The sequence below is a fragment of the Serratia sp. JKS000199 genome (assembly GCF_900215455.1).
Taxonomy (GTDB): domain Bacteria; phylum Pseudomonadota; class Gammaproteobacteria; order Enterobacterales; family Enterobacteriaceae; genus Serratia; species Serratia ureilytica.
This window is the reverse complement of sequence record NZ_LT907843.1, coordinates 346,431-363,515: the sequence shown is the minus strand read 5'-3', so window position 1 is coordinate 363,515 and position 17,085 is coordinate 346,431. Positions and strand designations below refer to the sequence as shown.

General features: G+C 58.1%; 14 protein-coding genes. 5 read left to right on the top strand and 9 right to left on the bottom strand.

Annotation, left to right across the window (positions count from 1 at the left end):
• Positions 1 to 57: 57 nt before the first annotated feature.
• Together CPH57_RS01780 and queC are read left to right on the top strand one after the other, a co-directional pair.
• Complete coding sequence (locus tag CPH57_RS01780) at positions 58 to 1,794, top strand: SgrR family transcriptional regulator (protein ID WP_096241956.1); 1,737 nt, start codon at positions 58 to 60, stop codon at positions 1,792 to 1,794.
• Between the two features lie 94 nt (positions 1,795 to 1,888).
• Positions 1,889 to 2,587, top strand: coding sequence for a 7-cyano-7-deazaguanine synthase QueC (queC, locus tag CPH57_RS01775; RefSeq protein WP_047575348.1), 699 nt, complete (start codon positions 1,889 to 1,891; stop codon positions 2,585 to 2,587).
• A gap of 44 nt (positions 2,588 to 2,631) precedes the next feature.
• Here queC and CPH57_RS01770 read toward each other — a convergent pair whose 3' ends face one another.
• From CPH57_RS01770 to bolA, 9 genes are all read right to left on the bottom strand, one after another.
• Positions 2,632 to 3,033 carry a thioesterase family protein gene (locus CPH57_RS01770; RefSeq protein ID WP_033642075.1) on the bottom strand — a complete coding sequence of 134 codons (402 nt, stop codon included), beginning with the start codon at positions 3,031 to 3,033 and terminating at the stop codon, positions 2,632 to 2,634.
• A gap of 154 nt (positions 3,034 to 3,187) precedes the next feature.
• A complete protein-coding gene (locus CPH57_RS01765; RefSeq protein WP_033642074.1) occupies positions 3,188 to 3,568 on the bottom strand; it encodes a helix-hairpin-helix domain-containing protein in 381 nt (126 codons plus the stop codon).
• Positions 3,569 to 3,706: 138 nt separating this feature from the next.
• Positions 3,707 to 5,590, bottom strand: coding sequence for a peptidylprolyl isomerase (ppiD, locus tag CPH57_RS01760; protein WP_046688356.1), 1,884 nt, complete (start codon positions 5,588 to 5,590; stop codon positions 3,707 to 3,709).
• Positions 5,591 to 5,768: 178 nt separating this feature from the next.
• Positions 5,769 to 6,041, bottom strand: a complete 273-nt coding sequence (hupB, locus tag CPH57_RS01755) for a nucleoid-associated protein HU-beta (protein WP_004940351.1) — start codon at positions 6,039 to 6,041, stop codon at positions 5,769 to 5,771.
• 216 nt (positions 6,042 to 6,257) lie between these two features.
• Positions 6,258 to 8,612 (bottom strand): endopeptidase La, encoded by a 2,355-nt coding sequence (gene lon, locus CPH57_RS01750; protein WP_019454189.1) that lies wholly within the window; start codon positions 8,610 to 8,612, stop codon positions 6,258 to 6,260.
• A gap of 194 nt (positions 8,613 to 8,806) precedes the next feature.
• Complete coding sequence (clpX, locus tag CPH57_RS01745; protein ID WP_004940354.1) at positions 8,807 to 10,078, bottom strand: ATP-dependent protease ATP-binding subunit ClpX; 1,272 nt, start codon at positions 10,076 to 10,078, stop codon at positions 8,807 to 8,809.
• 143 nt (positions 10,079 to 10,221) lie between these two features.
• On the bottom strand, positions 10,222 to 10,845 hold the full coding sequence (clpP, locus tag CPH57_RS01740; protein ID WP_016928858.1) for an ATP-dependent Clp endopeptidase proteolytic subunit ClpP: 624 nt from the start codon (positions 10,843 to 10,845) through the stop codon (positions 10,222 to 10,224).
• A 438-nt stretch (positions 10,846 to 11,283) separates the two neighbouring features.
• Entirely contained in the window at positions 11,284 to 12,588 is a 1,305-nt protein-coding gene (tig, locus tag CPH57_RS01735; RefSeq protein WP_031300019.1) for a trigger factor, read from the bottom strand.
• Between the two features lie 367 nt (positions 12,589 to 12,955).
• The gene (gene bolA, locus CPH57_RS01730) at positions 12,956 to 13,270 is read right to left on the bottom strand and encodes a transcriptional regulator BolA (protein WP_004940361.1); all 315 of its coding nucleotides are present in this window, start codon (positions 13,268 to 13,270) and stop codon (positions 12,956 to 12,958) included.
• A 314-nt stretch (positions 13,271 to 13,584) separates the two neighbouring features.
• On the opposite strand from bolA, the gene CPH57_RS01725 reads away from it, so the two are divergent.
• The 3 genes from CPH57_RS01725 (at position 13,585) to cyoA (ending at position 17,084) form a co-directional block, all read left to right on the top strand.
• Positions 13,585 to 14,163, top strand: a complete 579-nt coding sequence (locus CPH57_RS01725; protein ID WP_033642071.1) for a lipoprotein — start codon at positions 13,585 to 13,587, stop codon at positions 14,161 to 14,163.
• Positions 14,164 to 14,214: 51 nt separating this feature from the next.
• Entirely contained in the window at positions 14,215 to 15,693 is a 1,479-nt protein-coding gene (gene ampG, locus CPH57_RS01720; protein WP_033642070.1) for a muropeptide MFS transporter AmpG, read from the top strand.
• A 440-nt stretch (positions 15,694 to 16,133) separates the two neighbouring features.
• Positions 16,134 to 17,084: a cytochrome o ubiquinol oxidase subunit II gene (gene cyoA / locus CPH57_RS01715; RefSeq protein ID WP_033642069.1), complete on the top strand. Its 951-nt coding sequence runs from the start codon at positions 16,134 to 16,136 to the stop codon at positions 17,082 to 17,084.
• Position 17,085 lies beyond the last annotated feature (1 nt).

Sequence of the window (17,085 nt, the reverse complement as noted above, 5' to 3'; positions counted from 1 at the left end):
TGGTATTTGCGGAAGTAATAGTGAACAATTTGGGAAAACTGTTCCGGATTTCTGCTCATGCGCCTGGTTCACCGTCTCAGCCAATATCAACGCCTGTATCAACAGCTCGGCAACGCGCCGGTCGCCGTGACCATCGGCGAGCTGGCGGCAATGTTCTACTGCAGCGAACGCCATGCCCGCACGCTGGTGCAGCAGCTGCAGGATCAGGGCTGGCTGAGCTGGCATTCTCAGCCCGGCCGCGGCAAACGCGCCAGCCTGCATTGCCTGAAAACCCCGGATGAGCTGCGCGCGCAGCTGTTGCAGCAGCTGTTGCAACAGGGCAATCATCAGGGGGCGCTGGAGATGGCGCAGCTCGATCCGCAACACCTGCAGGATCTGCTCAGCCCGCACCTCGGCGGGCAATGGCAGGCCGGCAGCCCGACGCTGCGCATTCCCTATTACCGTACGCTGGAGGCGCTCGATCCGCTCACGCTGACCGGCCGCGCCGAGCAACATCTGGTGTCGACCCTGCACGCCGGGCTGACGCGCCTGATGACCGGTAATCCGGAGCCGCAGCCCGATCTGGCGCACCACTGGCAGATAAGCGATGGCGGCCTGCGCTGGCGATTCTTTTTACGTAGCCAGCTGCGCTGGCACAACGGCGAACCGTTGACCGGCCAGCAACTGCTGCAAACGCTGGAAAAACTGCTGGGCCATCCGCGCAGCCAACCCAGCCTGAGCAGCGTCGCGAACGTCAGCCTGCCGCATCCGCTGTGCATTCAGTTCGACCTGCACCTGCCGGACTATTGGCTGGCACACCGGCTGGCGGAGCTGCCTTGTCTGATGACGCACCCCGAACTGCCGGCCATCGGCGCCGGCCCATTTAAACTGGCGTTGAATGAACCGCAGTTGGTGAGGCTGGAACAGCATGCCGGTTACCATCTGCAGCATCCGTATCTGGACACCATCGAATACTGGATCACGCCCGATCTGCCCATCACCGGCGCCGACGCCAGCTGCCGGCATCCGGTGCGCATCACCATCGGTCAGCAAGACGATTTGGCGCAGGCCCGGCCGGTGCAGCGCAGCATGAGCCTGGGCTGGTGTTATCTGGCGCTGAACCTGCGCCACGGCGTGCTGAGCGAAGCCCAGGGGCAAAAGCTGCTGATGCTGATCCAGCAGTCCGGCCTGCTCAGCCATCTGCCGATCCCCAACAGCGTGATCACCCCCAGCCATGAAATGCTGCCCGGCTGGCGCATCCCCAGCCAACGGATTGAAGAAGATGTCCCGCTGCCCGCTCGGCTAACATTGCTGTATCGGCCGCCGGTCGAGCTGCAAACGGTGACGGTCGCGCTACAGCGGCTGCTCGCGCAGCACGGCTGCGAGCTGGAAGTGCGTTACTACGCCGGCAAGCGCTGGCAAAGCGAGGCGCAAATCGCCCAGGCCGACCTGCTGCTGGCAGACAACCTGATCGGCGAGGCGCCTGAGGCGACGCTGGAGAGCTGGCTGCGGCAGGATTCGCTGTGGCGCGGTATCCTGACGGCAAGCCGCTGGCAGCAGCAGCAGGAGACGCTGCGGGAGATCCAGCAGCTGCAGGCGCAGCCACTGCGCTTCGAACGGCTGCAGGCCTATTATCAACAGCTGATGGCCGCCGCCATCATCACGCCGCTGTTCCACTACCAGTATCAGATCAGCGCGCCGCCGCGTATGCATGGCGTGACGCTGACCGCCCATGGCTGGTTCGATTTTTGCCAGGCGTGGCTGCCGCCGCCGGTGGATGAGGCACCGACCGGAGCCGAACCGCCCTGCGCCTGACGGCCCTTTCTGCTACTATTGTCGCCGCAACGCAATTTTTATCCTGCCGCCCGAATGTGTATCGGGAATGGCCAAAGCCCAAAAAGGTGATTTTATGAAGCGCGCGGTTGTCGTTTTCAGCGGTGGACAAGACTCCACGACCTGCTTGATCCAGGCATTGCAACAGTATGACGAAGTTCACTGCGTCACGTTCGATTACGGCCAGCGCCATCGCGCCGAAATTGAAGTGGCTCAGGAGCTGTCGGAGGCCCTCGGCGCCAAGGCGCACAAGGTGCTGGACGTGACGTTGCTCAATGAGCTGGCCATCAGCAGCCTGACTCGCGACAATATTCCGGTTCCCGCCTACGATCCCAACCAGAAAAACGCGCTGCCGAGCACCTTCGTGCCGGGCCGCAACATCCTGTTCCTGACGCTGGCGGCGATCTACGCCTACCAGGTGGAAGCGGAGGCGGTGATCACCGGCGTGTGTGAAACCGACTTCTCCGGCTACCCGGATTGCCGCGACGAGTTCGTCAAAGCGCTGAACCAGGCGGTGGTGTTGGGCATCGCCCGCGATATCCGCTTCGAAACGCCGTTGATGTGGCTGAACAAGGCCGAAACCTGGGCACTGGCGGACTATTACCAGCAGCTGGATCGGGTGCGTCAGGATACGCTGACCTGCTACAACGGCATCAAGGGTGACGGCTGCGGCGAATGCGCCGCCTGCAACCTGCGCGCCAATGGCCTGACGCAATATCGCGCCAACCAGGCGGAAGTGATGGCGGCGTTGAAACAGAAGGCCAGTCTGGCCTGAGGCAGCGACGGCGGCAGCCGCCGCCGGTGAGCTGACTGCGAATGTTATTTGGGCGTGAGCGCTTCCAAGTGCTCGCGCAATTCCCCTTCAATCGGCAGCGCCCGCTGCGTTTTCAGATCGACGCACACGAAAGTCAGCAGCGCGTCGGCCACCGGCGTCCCCGCCGGATCCTGCGTCACCTTCTGGCTCAGCACCCCGCTTTTGCCGTTGAGCTGCACCATCTGGCTGTCGATGCGCAGTTTATCCCCCAATACCGCCGGGCTGCGGTAATTGATATTGATGTTCACCACGATGAAAGCGATGTTGTTTTCCGTCATCCAGCGGAACCCTGCCTCGTTTTCCAGCCACTCCCAGCGCGCCTCCTCCAGAAACTCCAGATAGCGGGCATTGTTAACGTGCTGGTAGACATCAAGGTGATAACCGCGAACTTTGATAAAGGTTTGCATAGGGAACGATCGCTCCTGCCTGGTGATTACAGAAAGAGGGAGCCGCGTGGGCTCCCTCGCCCGTTTGGTCAACGCGCCAAACTGGTAAGACCTGTAAAATGTAGCAGAGTCGCCATTGCCTCAGCGGCATTTTGCCGCGCAGCCGCGACCGGGATCACATTTTCAGCCGAGTGCGGTTCTTCTCGAACAGCGCCGGTCCGATGCCCGGCACCTCCTGCAGTTGCTCAACCTGGGTGAATGGCCCGTTCTGTTCGCGATAGCGCACAATGCCTTCCGCCTTCTTCAGACCGACACCGCTCAAAGCCGCTGCGAGCTGTTCGGCGGTGGCCTGATTGATGCTGACCGCCGTCTCTTCGGCCGCCTTGGTCATCGCCTGTTGCCCGCCATTGCTCGTCGGGGTTGAGAGCATCGGCGCCGGCGCATCGGCTTTATCCGCCGCGGCGGCCGGCACCGCCAGGCATAACAACAGCGCGGCCAGCGCGGCTTTAACGTGATGACGGTAACCTGATAACGTTTTTTTCTCTGTATGTTGCATGCTGTATCCTCCTTGTGTGTGACAGCACGGCTACCTTGCCGCGGCGGCGGATATTCAGCAATCGGCGGATATCAGATGTGGAAAAGGCCGCGAAAGCGGCCTTTGTTTGTTGCACTGCGTTGCAGAAAAATGCGGCGATTACTGCGGCTGTTGCTCAGCGGCGCCCATTTTAATTTTGGCTTCTTTACGCAGGCTCGCCAGCAACGAATCGAAGGAAACGCCGGTCGCGCCCTCTTCCATCTTGCCGACGAAGGTTTTCATTTCGTCTTCCGGCAGCGTGCCTGGCTTCACCGCATCGAGTGCGATCAACACCACGTTGTCCTGGCGATCCTGCGACATGCCGTACACCGGTTTGCCGTCCTGCGGGTGCGGCAGCGCGAACACGCTCTCCACCAGCTGGCTGTCTTCCGGCGCGCGCGCCATCTTCTGCACGGCGCCAAAGCTCAGGCCGGCGGCTTTCATCGCCTCATCGCCCTTGCCCTGCTTCAGCTCAACCAGCAGCTTCTCACCCTGCAGTTTCGCTTCTTGCACCGCCTTGTTGCGCTTCACCAGATCCGCCACGCGGTCTTTTACCTGGTCGAACGGCTCGATGCCTTCCGGCTTGTGGCCGCTCACGCGCACCACGAAGGCGCGGTCGCCGTCTACGGTGATCACGTCGGAGTTACTGCCCGGCGCGCCGTTCTCGCCGATCAGCGAACCGTCGAAGATCGCCTGCACCACCGGCTTGAAGTTCAGCGCCGCAGGGATGTTGTCGCGGGTGAACCAGTCGGTTTGCGCCGCTTTCACGCCCGCCGCTTCTTCAGCCGAGGCCAGGGATTCGTTGTCGCTGGTCGCCGCTTCGCTCACCTTCTGCTGCAGCGCGTAATACGCATCTACCGCTTTCTCCTGCTTCACCTGCTTGGCGATAGCGTCATGCACTTCGCTCAGCGGCTTCAGTTTCTCTGGTTCGATGTCGTTCAAACGCACGATCAGGTAGCCGACGGAAGATTTCACCACGCCGGACAGCTGCCCTTTTTCAGTCAGGTTAGCCTGCTTCAGCTCGTCGGCGGTGGTTTCCGGCTCCAGCCAACCCAGTTCGCCGCCGGTACGGCGTGAAATGATGTCGGTGGATTTCTCTTTCGCCAGCGTGGCGAAATCGGCGCCCTTCTTCAGCTCATCCAGCGCCGCATTGGCTTCCGCCTCGGTTTTCAGCTGGATCACGCTGTAGTTTTTACGCTCCGGCTGGCCGTAGCTGCTCTTGTGCTGGTCGTAGTAAGCGCTGATGTCCTCTTCGCTCACTTTCACCTTGTCCTGCATGGACGCGGCGTCCAGCGGGATATAGCTCACTTTCACCTGCTCCGGGGCGATGAAGCTGTTCTTGTTCTGATCGTAATACGCCTTCAGTTCGTCGTCGCCGGCGCTCTGTTTCGCCTGCAGCGCCTTCAGATCGATAGTCGCCAGACGCACGTCGCGCTCCTGCAGCACCAACGCCGCCATGGCTAGTGATTCGGACGGCAGCACGAAGCCGGATTCGCCGAAGGCCTGGATCAGCTGCTGATTGACCAGCTGCTGACGCATCGACTGCGCGAAGTTGTCGGCGGTGTAGCCCATACGGCCGATCAGGTCGAGGTACTTGGCGTTATCGAACTGGCCGTTGGTTTGGAAATAAGGCGCCTTGCGGATGGCGTCCTTGATCTGATCGTCGCTGACCGCCAGGCCCAGCTTCTTGGCGTATTGGTCGAGCAGCATGTTGTCGATCAACTGGGACAACACCTGACGGCGCATCTGCTGCATGTAGCCTTCGTTGCCGGCCAGCGCAGAGAACTGGTCACCCAGCTGCTGCTGCATGCGGCTACGCTCGCTTTGGAAAGCCTGTTCCAGCTGAGCGCGTTCGATCGTCTGACCATTTACTTTCGCAGCATAATCGCCGGAGCCGCCGATCAGGTAGTTACCCACCCCGGTCAGGACGAATGACAGGATGATCAGGGCCAGGATGATTTTGAGCACGACGTGATTGGCAGCCGCGCGTAAATTGTCCATCATAGTGTGACAACACTCCGCTGTGATGTGGATTAACAACCCTTGTGCAGGCGCGTTCCCTGCGACAAAAATAAAAAAAGCGCATCAGTCCGATGCGCCTTGTATCTTACCTTACCAGCACCGCTGCGTCAGGTGATTGTTTATTACAAAACCCTGTTACGCTAAACGGTTAGACGCCAAATCAGTTTACAGCGTCTTTCAGCGCTTTCCCTGCACGGAAGGCCGGCACTTTGGCTGCCGCGATCTTGATTTCTTTACCGGTTTGCGGGTTACGGCCGGTACGAGCCGAACGTTCACGCACGGTGAAGGAACCGAAACCAACCAGAGCCACGTCATCCCCAGCTTTCAGAGAGTCGGTAACGGAAGCGATTACTGCGTCTAAAGCACGTCCAGCTGCCGCTTTGGAAATATCAGCACCTGCGGCAATCTTGTCGATCAGTTGTGACTTATTCACTCTATCATCCCCTCTAGAATTCTATCGTCGCACCGAAAAATCCCTACGGTTGCGACAGCGCAGCTGTTATATCAATCCCATCGAACCTTGGCAAGCCACCGACTGGGTGGCAAAACGTGGGCCGACAGAGATCTAACTTAGCGGTACAAAAAAATACTGGCAAGTCCGAAATGGCTTGCCAGTATAAGTTTTATCAATGGTTTTTGCGATTCGTCACTATTTTGCCGCTACCGGCAGTGCGCCGAAGGCCGGGTTTTGCAACGCAATGTTCAAAACTTCATCGATTCGCTGCACCGGATGAATCTCCAGATCGGCGATGACATTGTCCGGGATCTCTTCCAGATCGCGCTTGTTCTCGTAAGGGATCAGCACGGTTTTGATGCCGCCGCGATGCGCCGCCAACAGCTTCTCTTTCAGGCCGCCGATCGGCAATACCTGGCCGCGCAGCGTGATCTCGCCGGTCATCGCCACATCGGCGCGTACCGGGTTGCCGGTCAGGCAGGAGACCAGCGCGGTACACATCGCGATACCGGCGCTTGGGCCGTCTTTCGGCGTCGCCCCTTCCGGCACGTGCACGTGGATGTCGCGCTTCTCGTAGAAATCGGCGTTGATGCCCAATTTCTCCGCGCGCGCGCGCACCACGGTCAGCGCCGCCTGAATCGATTCCTGCATCACTTCACCCAGAGAGCCGGTGTAAGTCAGCTTGCCTTTGCCCGGCACGCAGGCGGTTTCGATGGTCAGCAGATCGCCGCCCACTTCCGTCCACGCCAGCCCGGTGACTTCGCCCACGCGGTTTTCGGTATCCGCACGGCCGTAATCGACGCGCTGCACGCCCAGGTAGTCCTTCAGGTTGTCGCCGTTGATCTCAATGTGCTTGCGCTTCTTGTCCATCAGCAGCGTTTTCACCGCTTTACGGCACAGTTTGGAGATTTCACGCTCCAGGCTGCGCACCCCGGCTTCGCGGGTGTAGAAGCGAATGATGCCGATGATGGCGCTGTCGTCGACCGTCAGCTCGCCTTTTTTCAGCGCGTTGCGCTCAAGCTGCTTCGGCAGCAGGTGCTGTTTGGCAATGTTGAGCTTTTCGTCCTCGGTATAACCCGACAGACGGATCACTTCCATACGGTCCAGCAGCGGCGCAGGGATGTTCATCGAGTTGGAGGTGGCGACGAACATCACGTCGGACAGATCGTAATCCACTTCCAGGTAGTGGTCATTGAACGCCACGTTCTGTTCCGGATCCAGCACCTCCAGCAGAGCGGAAGCCGGATCGCCGCGCATGTCGGAAGACATCTTGTCGATCTCATCCAGCAGGAACAGCGGGTTCTTCACCCCAACCTTGGCCATTTTCTGGATCAGTTTGCCCGGCATCGATCCGATGTAGGTACGGCGGTGACCGCGGATTTCCGCTTCGTCACGCACGCCGCCCAACGCCATGCGCACGTACTGGCGCCCGGTCGCTTTGGCGATCGACTGCCCCAGCGAGGTTTTACCCACGCCCGGCGGCCCAACCAGACACAGGATAGGCCCTTTGATTTTGCTGACGCGGCTCTGCACCGCGAGGTACTCGAGGATGCGATCCTTGACGCGCTCCAGGCCGTAGTGATCGGTATCGAGCACTTCCTGCGCCTTGACCAGGTCTTTTTTCACCTTGCTGCGCGCGTTCCACGGCACCTGCAGCATCCAGTCGATGTAGCCGCGTACCACGGTCGCTTCCGCCGACATCGGCGACATCATCTTCAGCTTTTGCAGTTCCGCTTCGGTTTTCTCGCGCGCCTCTTTCGGCATTTTCGCCGCATCGATCTTGCGCTTCAGCGCTTCGTGCTCGTCCGGCGCGTCGTCCATCTCGCCCAGTTCTTTCTGAATCGCCTTCATCTGCTCATTCAGATAGTACTCGCGCTGGCTCTTCTCCATCTGCTTCTTGACGCGGTTGCGGATGCGTTTCTCAACCTGCAGCAGGTCGATCTCCGACTCCATCATCGCCATCAGGTATTCCAGACGCTCGGTGATGTCGGACATCTCGAGCACCGACTGTTTGTCGCTGAGTTTCAGCGGCATGTGGGCGGCGATGGTGTCCGCCAGGCGCGCGGCGTCGTCGATGCTGTTCAGTGACGTCAGCACCTCCGGCGGGATTTTTTTGTTCAGTTTGATATAGCCTTCAAACTGATTGATCGCGGTGCGCACCAGCACTTCTTGCTCGCGCTCGTCGATAGCCGGCGATTCAAGGTATTCCGCCTGCGCGGCAAAATGCTCACCGCTGTCGGACAGCGTAGTGATGCGTGCGCGCTGCAGCCCCTCGACCAGCACTTTTACCGTGCCGTCCGGCAGCTTCAGCATCTGCAGGATCGACGCTACGGTGCCAACCGAGAACAAGTCGTTAATGCCAGGTTCATCCGTTGAGGCCTCTTTCTGTGCCACCAGCATGATCTTCTTATCGTGATCCATTGCGGCTTCGAGGCACCGAATCGATTTTTCCCGGCCAACAAATAACGGGATCACCATGTGCGGATAAACCACCACGTCGCGCAATGGCAAAACGGGGATTTCAATGCGTTCGGAACGCTCAGGGTTCATAGAGCTCTCTCTTAGTTTAATTTCCGCCAGGTTGAGGGGGAATCTCATGAGACGCAAGCATCTAACGTTTCATAAAATCTGGTTAATGAGTATATGGGGATGAATCTCTTACATTCAACGGCAAGAATGCAGGAAAAAGAAATGGGGGATGAAATCCCCCATTTTGCTGATAACGCGCTGGTTTAACTGGCTAATTATTCGCCAGATGCCTGGGCTTCCGGCTTGCCGTAAATCAGCAGCGGTTTGGATTGACCGGCGATCACCGACTCGTCGATCACCACTTTATCCACGCTGTCCATCGACGGCAGATCGTACATGGTATCGAGCAGCGCGCCTTCCACGATGGAACGCAGGCCGCGGGCGCCGGTTTTGCGCGCCATGGCTTTCTTGGCGATGGCGTTCAGCGCTTCGTCACGGAACTCCAGCTCCACGCCTTCCAGGTTGAACAGCGCCTGATACTGCTTGGTCAGAGCGTTCTTCGGCTCTTTCAGGATCTGAATCAGCGCGTCTTCGCTCAGCTCGCTCAGGGTCGCCACCACCGGCAGACGGCCGATGAACTCAGGGATCAGACCGAACTTGATCAGGTCTTCCGGTTCGGCCTGCAGCAACAGTTCGCCTTCAGTGGCCTTCTCGGACTCGCCCTTGACGGTCGCGCCGAAGCCGATGCCGGAGCCGGTGTTGACGCGCTGACCGATCACCTTATCCAGGCCGGCAAATGCGCCGCCGCAGATAAACAGGATCTTGGAGGTATCGACCTGCAGGAACTCCTGCTGCGGATGCTTGCGCCCACCCTGCGGCGGAACCGCGGCGATGGTGCCTTCAATCAGCTTCAGCAGCGCCTGCTGCACGCCTTCACCCGAAACGTCACGCGTGATAGACGGGTTGTCGGACTTGCGGGAAATCTTATCGATTTCATCGATATAAACGATGCCGCGCTGCGCTTTCTGCACGTCATAGTCACATTTTTGCAACAGCTTCTGGATAATATTTTCCACGTCCTCGCCCACGTAACCGGCTTCGGTCAGCGTGGTGGCGTCGGCCATGGTGAACGGCACGTCCAGGAAGCGCGCCAGCGTTTCCGCCAGCAGAGTCTTGCCGCTACCGGTTGGGCCAATCAGCAAGATGTTGCTCTTGCCCAACTCGATACCGTTGCTGGTATCGCCGTTGCGCAGGCGTTTGTAGTGGTTGTACACCGCAACCGCCAGCACTTTCTTCGCCTGCTCCTGACCGATGACATAGTCATCCAGGTGGTGGCGGATTTCGTGCGGCGTCGGCAGCGCACTGCGCTCACGATGCGGGGCAACTTCTTTAATCTCTTCGCGAATAATGTCGTTACACAGATCGACACATTCATCGCAGATATACACTGACGGCCCGGCAATCAGCTTACGCACTTCATGCTGGCTTTTGCCGCAAAAAGAGCAGTACAGCAGCTTTCCTGAACCGTCTTTGCGCTTATCTGTCATCAGTCAAACCTCTTCTTTAGTCTTGTCCCGCAGGAAAATCACGGCGGCAGTGCGCCCAAACTCATATCGGGAACGCCGGGGGGCTACAACAGAGCGAGCCCCTGCCCACTCTGATTACTATAGTCCATCGGCGCCGCGTGGTTCTAGCTGCGGTGTGTCAGAATGCCGTCAACCAGGCCGTATTCCACGGCTTCTTCCGCGGTCATAAAGCGATCGCGCTCGGTATCGCGCTCGATCTGCTCCAGCGGCTGGCCGGTATGCTCGGCCATCAGTTCATTCATGCGCGCTTTCACCTTGAGGATTTCACGCGCGTGGATTTCGATGTCCGTCGCCTGGCCCTGGTAGCCGCCCAGCGGCTGGTGAATCATCACGCGCGAGTTCGGCAGGCAGAAACGTTTGCCTTTGGCGCCCGCGGTCAGCAGGAAGGAGCCCATCGAGCACGCCTGCCCCATACAGATGGTGCTGACGTCCGGCTTGATGAACTTCATGGTGTCGTAAATCGACATGCCCGCGGTGATCACCCCGCCCGGCGAGTTGATGTAGAGGAAAATGTCTTTTTCCGGGCTTTCCGCTTCGAGGAACAGCATTTGCGCCACGATCAGGTTGGCCATGTGATCTTCCACCTGGCCGGTCAGGAAAATGATGCGCTCTTTCAGCAGGCGGGAATAGATGTCGTAAGAACGCTCCCCGCGTGAAGTCTGCTCTACCACCATCGGCACCAGCGCCATGTTCGGTGCAAATTGATCTCGTTCGCCACTGTATGACATTACCGTCTCCTAATAGAAATTGCCTTGGCGGCCAGGGTGTCACCCTAATACGCCGATTCTACTTGAGAACGGCCATGATGACTATGCTCAAGCATTCGACCCGCGCCACACGTACCCGACGGTTATTTCATCCCGCGCACTTTGGCAAACAGCCCCAGAATTATTATTTACAGATTGGGGGAGCCCGGCGCGATTTCAAGCCCAGAGGCCGATTTTCTCCGCGCGCCGGAAACGATGCCGTTATTCTGACCGTTATCATGCCAGCCAGTTCCCCAGGCAACAGGGTAAATATAGTGCATATTGCCCCGCTTAACCTGAGATTAATCAGCAACGTGGCAAAAAGAAAAGCCCGCAACCTGAGGTTGCGGGCTTTTTCATCGTGCGCCGGTTCGCCAGGCGAAACCGGGGGCGCCGTTCATCGCGCCCGGCACGCAGGCATTACGCCTGTTGAGTTTGGTTCATCAGCTCGCTGAAGGTAGTGGCTTTTTCAGTCACTTTCGCTTTTGCCAGCAGGGCTTCAACCGCTTGCTCTTCCAGAGCCACGTTGCGCATGTTGTTCATCAGCTCTTTGTTTTTGCTGTAGAACTCAATGACTTCGCTCGGATCTTCGTAGGCGGAGGCCATTTCTTCGATCAGCGTCTTCACGCGGTCTTCGTCAGCTTTCAGATCGTTGGTGCTGATCACTTCGCCCAGCAGCAGGCCAACCACTACGCGGCGTTTGGCTTGCTCTTCGAACAGCTCGCGTGGCAGTTCCAGCGCTTGCTTCTCGTTGCCGCCGAAACGCTGTGCAGCCTGACGACGCAGCACGTCGATTTCGCCGTCGATCAGCGCAGCAGGCACGTCGATTTCGTTCGCACTCACCAGGCCTTCGATCGCCTGAGACTTGATGCGGTTACGCACGGCGCCTTTCAGCTCGCGCTCCATGTTCTTGCGAACTTCGGTGCGCAGACCGGCAACGGAACCGTCCGCCACGCCGAAACGCTTGATGAACTCTTCGGTCAGTTCAGGCAGCTCGCGCTCTTCAACTTTCTTCAGCACGATAGCGAATTTGGCCGCTTTGCCCTTCAGGTTTTCCGCGTGGTAGTCTTCCGGGAAGTTCACGTCGATGGAGAACTCTTCGCCCGCTTTGTGACCGACCAGACCTTCTTCGAAGCCTGGGATCATGCGGCCCTGGCCCATTGCCAGCACGAAGTCGGACGCTTTGCCGCCTTCGAACTCTTCACCGTCGATAGAACCGGTGAAGTCAACGGTCACGCGATCTTCAGCTTCCGCCGCGCGATCGGTTTCTTTCCAGGTCGCCTGCTGCTTGCGCAGAGTGTCCAGCATCGCGTCGACGTCTTCGTCGTTCACTTCCACTACTGGTTTTTCAACTTCGATGTTTTCCAGGCCTTTCAGCTCAACTTCTGGATACACTTCGAATTCAACGGCGAAAGTGAAGTCTTCACCTTCTTTGTACTCGCCCGGCACGTAGTTTGGTGCGCCGGCCGGATTAATCTTTTCTTTGATGATCGCGTCAACGAAGCTGCGCTGCATCGCTTCGCCCAGCACGTCCTGACGAACAGAGGCGCCGTAACGCTGTTCCACGATGTTCATCGGCACTTTGCCTTTGCGGAAGCCGTCGATACGCACGCTTTTCGCTGCGTTGATCAGCTCTTTCTTCACCGCCTGCTTGATAGTATCAGCCGGTACAGTAATAGAGAGACGGCGCCCAAGGCCTTGAGTGGTTTCTACTGAAACTTGCATCTTGTTACCTCAAAAAAATCACAGTGCTCGGTCAACTCCGTTCCAAGAACCAGGACGGCTACAAATAAGAACCGAGTTCCCTGATGACAGAAGCGTCCCGAAACCATTCCGGAAAAATAAGACGCGACATTATAGCGGCGCATGCATGGCGAGTCGAGGAAAGCTAGGCGGCGCAGGCGCGCTAAAAATCACACTTTTGTCGATTCGATCGCCAAAAGGCCGCCAAAACAGACCGAACGTTGGCCATATTGCGCATCGGCCGTGTCGTCGTCAAAAACAGAAACGGCCCGCAGGCCGTTTCAAAATTCGTCAGTAGTAATACCCTAATTCGAGGGCAAAGTTCCACTGATACCTGAAAATTTCCCCCTCAGGCCAGCGTCCCGGCGCCGCGGCACGGCGGCGAGGCCGGCACGGTATCCTGCAACCCTTCCCACTCTTTGAGCGTATAGGTGTGCAGCGCCAGCGCGTGTACGCCATCGGCCAACTCTTCCGACAATACCCCGTAGATGGAGCGGTGACGCGTCAAAAACCGTTCGCCGACGAAGCGGTCGCTGACCAATACCACTTTGAAATGACTTTCTGAACCCGCCGGAACGTTATGACGATAGCTTTCATCAACGACTTCCAGATACGCGGGCTCAAACGCCGCCCTTAACTTTGCTTCTATTTGCTCGCGAATCATAGGATCTCCTTACAACACCGGCAGAGGACCGTGCCCATCTAGTTCAATATTAGCCGGTTTTCCCCCGTTTAGACCATCGCCTGGACAAATTTCTCTTTTCTGCGGTCAGAGGATGAGCGTCATCCCCGCCGCTTGGGGGATTATCCGATTGAGCGGGCCAAAAAAGCGTGTTTTTATCAACGGCAGGTAAAAATTTGTCACTCAGGCGCCTTCCGCGCTTCCACCGCACGGCGGCGATGCTATGATGTCGGCAATTCGTTGTCGGCTATCCCGCTCTGATTATTGCTAAATCCATCGAGAATGAGACAGAAAACATGTTAAAGAAACTTTGTCTTCCTTTGCTGACCGCCCTGCTGCTGGCCGGCTGCGCGACCAGCAGCAACACCCTGAACGTCACGCCGAAAATCGTTCTGCCGCAGCAGGATCCGACCCTGCAGGGCATCACCATCAGCATCAACGGCGCGGATCAGCGCACCGATCAGGCGCTGGCCAAGGTGAACCGCGACGGCCAACTGGTCACGCTGACGCCGTCGCGCGATCTGCGTTTCCTGCTGCAGGAAGTGCTGGAGAAACAAATGGGCGCCCGCGGTTACATGATTGGCGCCGACGGCCCGGTCGCGCTGCAGGTGGTCGTCAATAATCTGTACGCGGACGTATCCGAAGGCAACCTGCGCTACAACATCACCACCAAAGCCGACATCTCGATCATCGCCCAGGCGAAGAACGGCAACAAGCAGGTGAAAAACTACCGCTCGACCTATAACGTGCAGGGCGCCTTCACGGCGACCAACGACAAGATCACCGACGCCGTCAACTCCGTGCTGGGCGACGTGATCGCCGACATGGCGCAGGACACCAGCGTCAACGACTTTATCAAGCAAAACGCGCGCTAATCGGCGCGCCTGGCGCCGCCCGGCGGATCGGGCGGCGCAGACAGGGAACTCATGTCGAAACACTATCTGAACATCTTCACCCAGCGTAACTCCGCCATTCTGCTGCTGCTGGGCTTCGCGTCGGGTCTGCCGCTGGCACTGACCTCCGGCACGCTGCAAGCCTGGATGACCGTCGAAAACATCGATCTGAAAACCATCGGCATCTTCTCGCTGGTGGGCCAGGCTTACGTCTTCAAATTCCTCTGGTCGCCCTTCATGGATCGCTATACCCCGCCGTTCCTCGGGCGGCGGCGCGGTTGGCTGCTGATCAGCCAGCTGCTGCTGGTGGCGGCGATCGTGGCGATGGGCTTTATGCAACCCGCGCAGCACCTGTGGTGGCTGGCGGCGTTGGCGGTGCTGGTGGCGTTCTGCTCCGCCTCGCAAGATATCGTGTTTGACGCCTATAAAACCGACCTGCTGAAAGCCGAAGAACGCGGCGCGGGCGCGGCGATATCGGTGCTGGGTTATCGGCTGGCGATGCTGGTTTCCGGCGGCCTGGCGCTGTGGCTGGCGGATCGCTATTTCGGCTGGCAAGCCACCTACTGGCTGATGGCCGGATTGATGCTGATCGGCGTGGCTGCCACGCTGATGGCGCCGGAACCGGATGAAAGCATCCCGGCGCCGCGCACCATGGAACAGGCGGTCGTCGCGCCGCTGCGCGATTTCTTCGGCCGCAACAACGCCTGGCTGATCCTGCTACTGATCGTGATGTACAAAATGGGCGACGCCTTCGCCGGCAGCCTGAGCACCACCTTCCTGATCCGCGGCGTGGGATTCGACGCCGGCGAAGTGGGGCTGGTGAACAAAACCCTCGGGCTGTTCGCCACCATCGTCGGCGCTCTGTTCGGCGGTGTGCTGATGCAGCGTCTCACCCTGTTCCGCGCCCTGATGCTGTTCGGCGTCCTGCAGGCGGTATCCAATCTCGGCTATTGGATTCTGGCGGTGACCGACAAGAACCTGCTCACCATGGGCAGCGCCATCTTCCTTGAAAACCTGTGCGGCGGCATGGGCACCGCGGCCTTCGTCGCGCTGCTGATGACGCTGTGCAACCGTTCGTTCTCCGCCACCCAGTTCGCGCTGCTGTCGGCGCTGTCCGCCGTGGGTCGCGTTTATGTCGGGCCGATCGCCGGCTGGTTCGTCGAAGCCCATGGTTGGCCGCTGTTCTATCTGTTCTCGATCGCCGCCGCGCTGCCGGGCTTGCTGTTGCTCGGCGTCTGCCGCCAGACGCTGGAACACACCCAGCAGCATGGCGATTTTATGCCGCGCACCGCGTTTACCCAGGCTTACCGCTGGGCGCTGCGCCTGCTGACGCTGGGCTGCTCGCTGCTGGGGCTGTGGTTGCTGCTGCTGATCGCCAATGCGCTCGACTGGACGCAGGCGCCGCTGTTGGCCGACCGGCTGCTGCAGATCGGCGCAGCATTGAGCCTGCTCGGCGTCGCGATGGGCAGCATGCTGGATTATCTGGCGCTGCGCCGCGCTCGTTTGGCGTAACCCGACCGGCCGGCGATTTTGCCGGCCGAAAAAAAAGCGATCCGGGGGTGTATTTATTTCGTTAAAAAAAGATAATCAGCGAGAAAATTATTTTTTTATCCGACTGCGGCGCTCGGAAATAAAATTAAATTCACCTTTAAGACACAATTATTTTACATTAAATAAACCTTTTCTGCGTATTTCCCCGCCGCGCATTTCTTCGCCAGATTCATCATACCTTTAGTTTTCCTTAACATACGGACTGCTCGTCACGATTCAGCGTGCCAACGCGTTGTTGTCATTGGTAAATTGTCACGCAGGGTTACATCTGTGACCCCCTTAACAGAAAGTGTCAACAAGCCGCTGACACTCCCTTAAGCATGTTTACAGTACTGCAACCTTCCCGTAAAATGCCCGCACACATGAAACGACAATTGAGCCTTTGTTATTGAGGTCGTTAGATGAGACTTAAGAAATACAATAAAAGTATTGGGATGCTGTCATTAATTGCAGGCACTGTATTGCTCAGTGGCTGCGATATGGTTTTGATGAATCCCAAAGGAGCAATTGGTGTTGAGCAACGGACACTGATTATCACTGCAATCGCGTTGATGTTGATCGTGGTGGTGCCAGTTATCTTCATGGCGTTCGCCTTTGCCTGGAAGTATCGCGCTTCCAACAAAGACGCCAAGTACAGTCCGAACTGGGCCCACTCCAACAAGATCGAAGCGGTCGTCTGGACCATTCCTATCATTATCATCGCCATCCTTGGCACCATTACCTGGAAGACTACCCACGAACTCGACCCGTTCAAGCCGATTGTCACCGACAAGAAGCCGATGACGATCGAAGTGGTGTCGCTCGACTGGAAATGGCTGTTCATCTATCCGGAACAAGGCATTGCGACCGTTAATGAGCTGGCTTTCCCGAAAGATGTTCCAGTCGAATTCAAGATCACCTCTAACTCGGTAATGAACTCGTTCTTTATCCCGCAGTTGGGTGGACAGATTTATGCGATGGCCGGCATGCAGACCAAACTGCACCTGATCGGCAACGAAGCCGGTGCCTACAAGGGCATCTCCAGCAGCTACAGCGGCGCAGGCTTCTCCGGTATGAAATTCACCGCGATCGTTACCCCGACCGAAGGCGACTTCGATCAGTGGGTGGCCAAGGTGAAGGCATCGCCTAAAAACCTGAACACCACCGACGACTTTAACAAACTGGCAGAGCCGAGTGAAAACAACCCGGTCGAGTACTTTGCCGCTGTCAAACCGAATTTGTTCAAAGAAACAATTGCCAAATTCATGGGCGACATGGATATGCACAAGGGCGCTGGCGCGCACGAAGGCATGGACATGAGCCAAGGTATGGACATGGGTGAACATGCTGCTCACGCCGGAGCCGAGGAATAAC

Excerpts from the sequence above, each read along its gene's own strand:
- CPH57_RS01725 (WP_033642071.1), top strand. The coding sequence starts at position 13,585 with ATGTTAAAGAAACTTTGTCTTCCTTTGCTGACCGCCCTGCTGCTGGCC.
- ampG (WP_033642070.1), top strand. The coding sequence starts at position 14,215 with ATGTCGAAACACTATCTGAACATCTTCACCCAGCGTAACTCCGCCATT.
- queC (WP_047575348.1), top strand. The coding sequence starts at position 1,889 with ATGAAGCGCGCGGTTGTCGTTTTCAGCGGTGGACAAGACTCCACGACC.
- tig (WP_031300019.1), bottom strand. The coding sequence starts at position 12,588 with ATGCAAGTTTCAGTAGAAACCACTCAAGGCCTTGGGCGCCGTCTCTCT.
- clpP (WP_016928858.1), bottom strand. The coding sequence starts at position 10,845 with ATGTCATACAGTGGCGAACGAGATCAATTTGCACCGAACATGGCGCTG.
- CPH57_RS01770 (WP_033642075.1), bottom strand. The coding sequence starts at position 3,033 with ATGCAAACCTTTATCAAAGTTCGCGGTTATCACCTTGATGTCTACCAG.
- ppiD (WP_046688356.1), bottom strand. The coding sequence starts at position 5,590 with ATGATGGACAATTTACGCGCGGCTGCCAATCACGTCGTGCTCAAAATC.
- CPH57_RS01765 (WP_033642074.1), bottom strand. The coding sequence starts at position 3,568 with ATGCAACATACAGAGAAAAAAACGTTATCAGGTTACCGTCATCACGTT.
- clpX (WP_004940354.1), bottom strand. The coding sequence starts at position 10,078 with ATGACAGATAAGCGCAAAGACGGTTCAGGAAAGCTGCTGTACTGCTCT.
- cyoA (WP_033642069.1), top strand. The coding sequence starts at position 16,134 with ATGAGACTTAAGAAATACAATAAAAGTATTGGGATGCTGTCATTAATT.
- lon (WP_019454189.1), bottom strand. The coding sequence starts at position 8,612 with ATGAACCCTGAGCGTTCCGAACGCATTGAAATCCCCGTTTTGCCATTG.
- CPH57_RS01780 (WP_096241956.1), top strand. The coding sequence starts at position 58 with ATGCGCCTGGTTCACCGTCTCAGCCAATATCAACGCCTGTATCAACAG.
- bolA (WP_004940361.1), bottom strand. The coding sequence starts at position 13,270 with ATGATTCGCGAGCAAATAGAAGCAAAGTTAAGGGCGGCGTTTGAGCCC.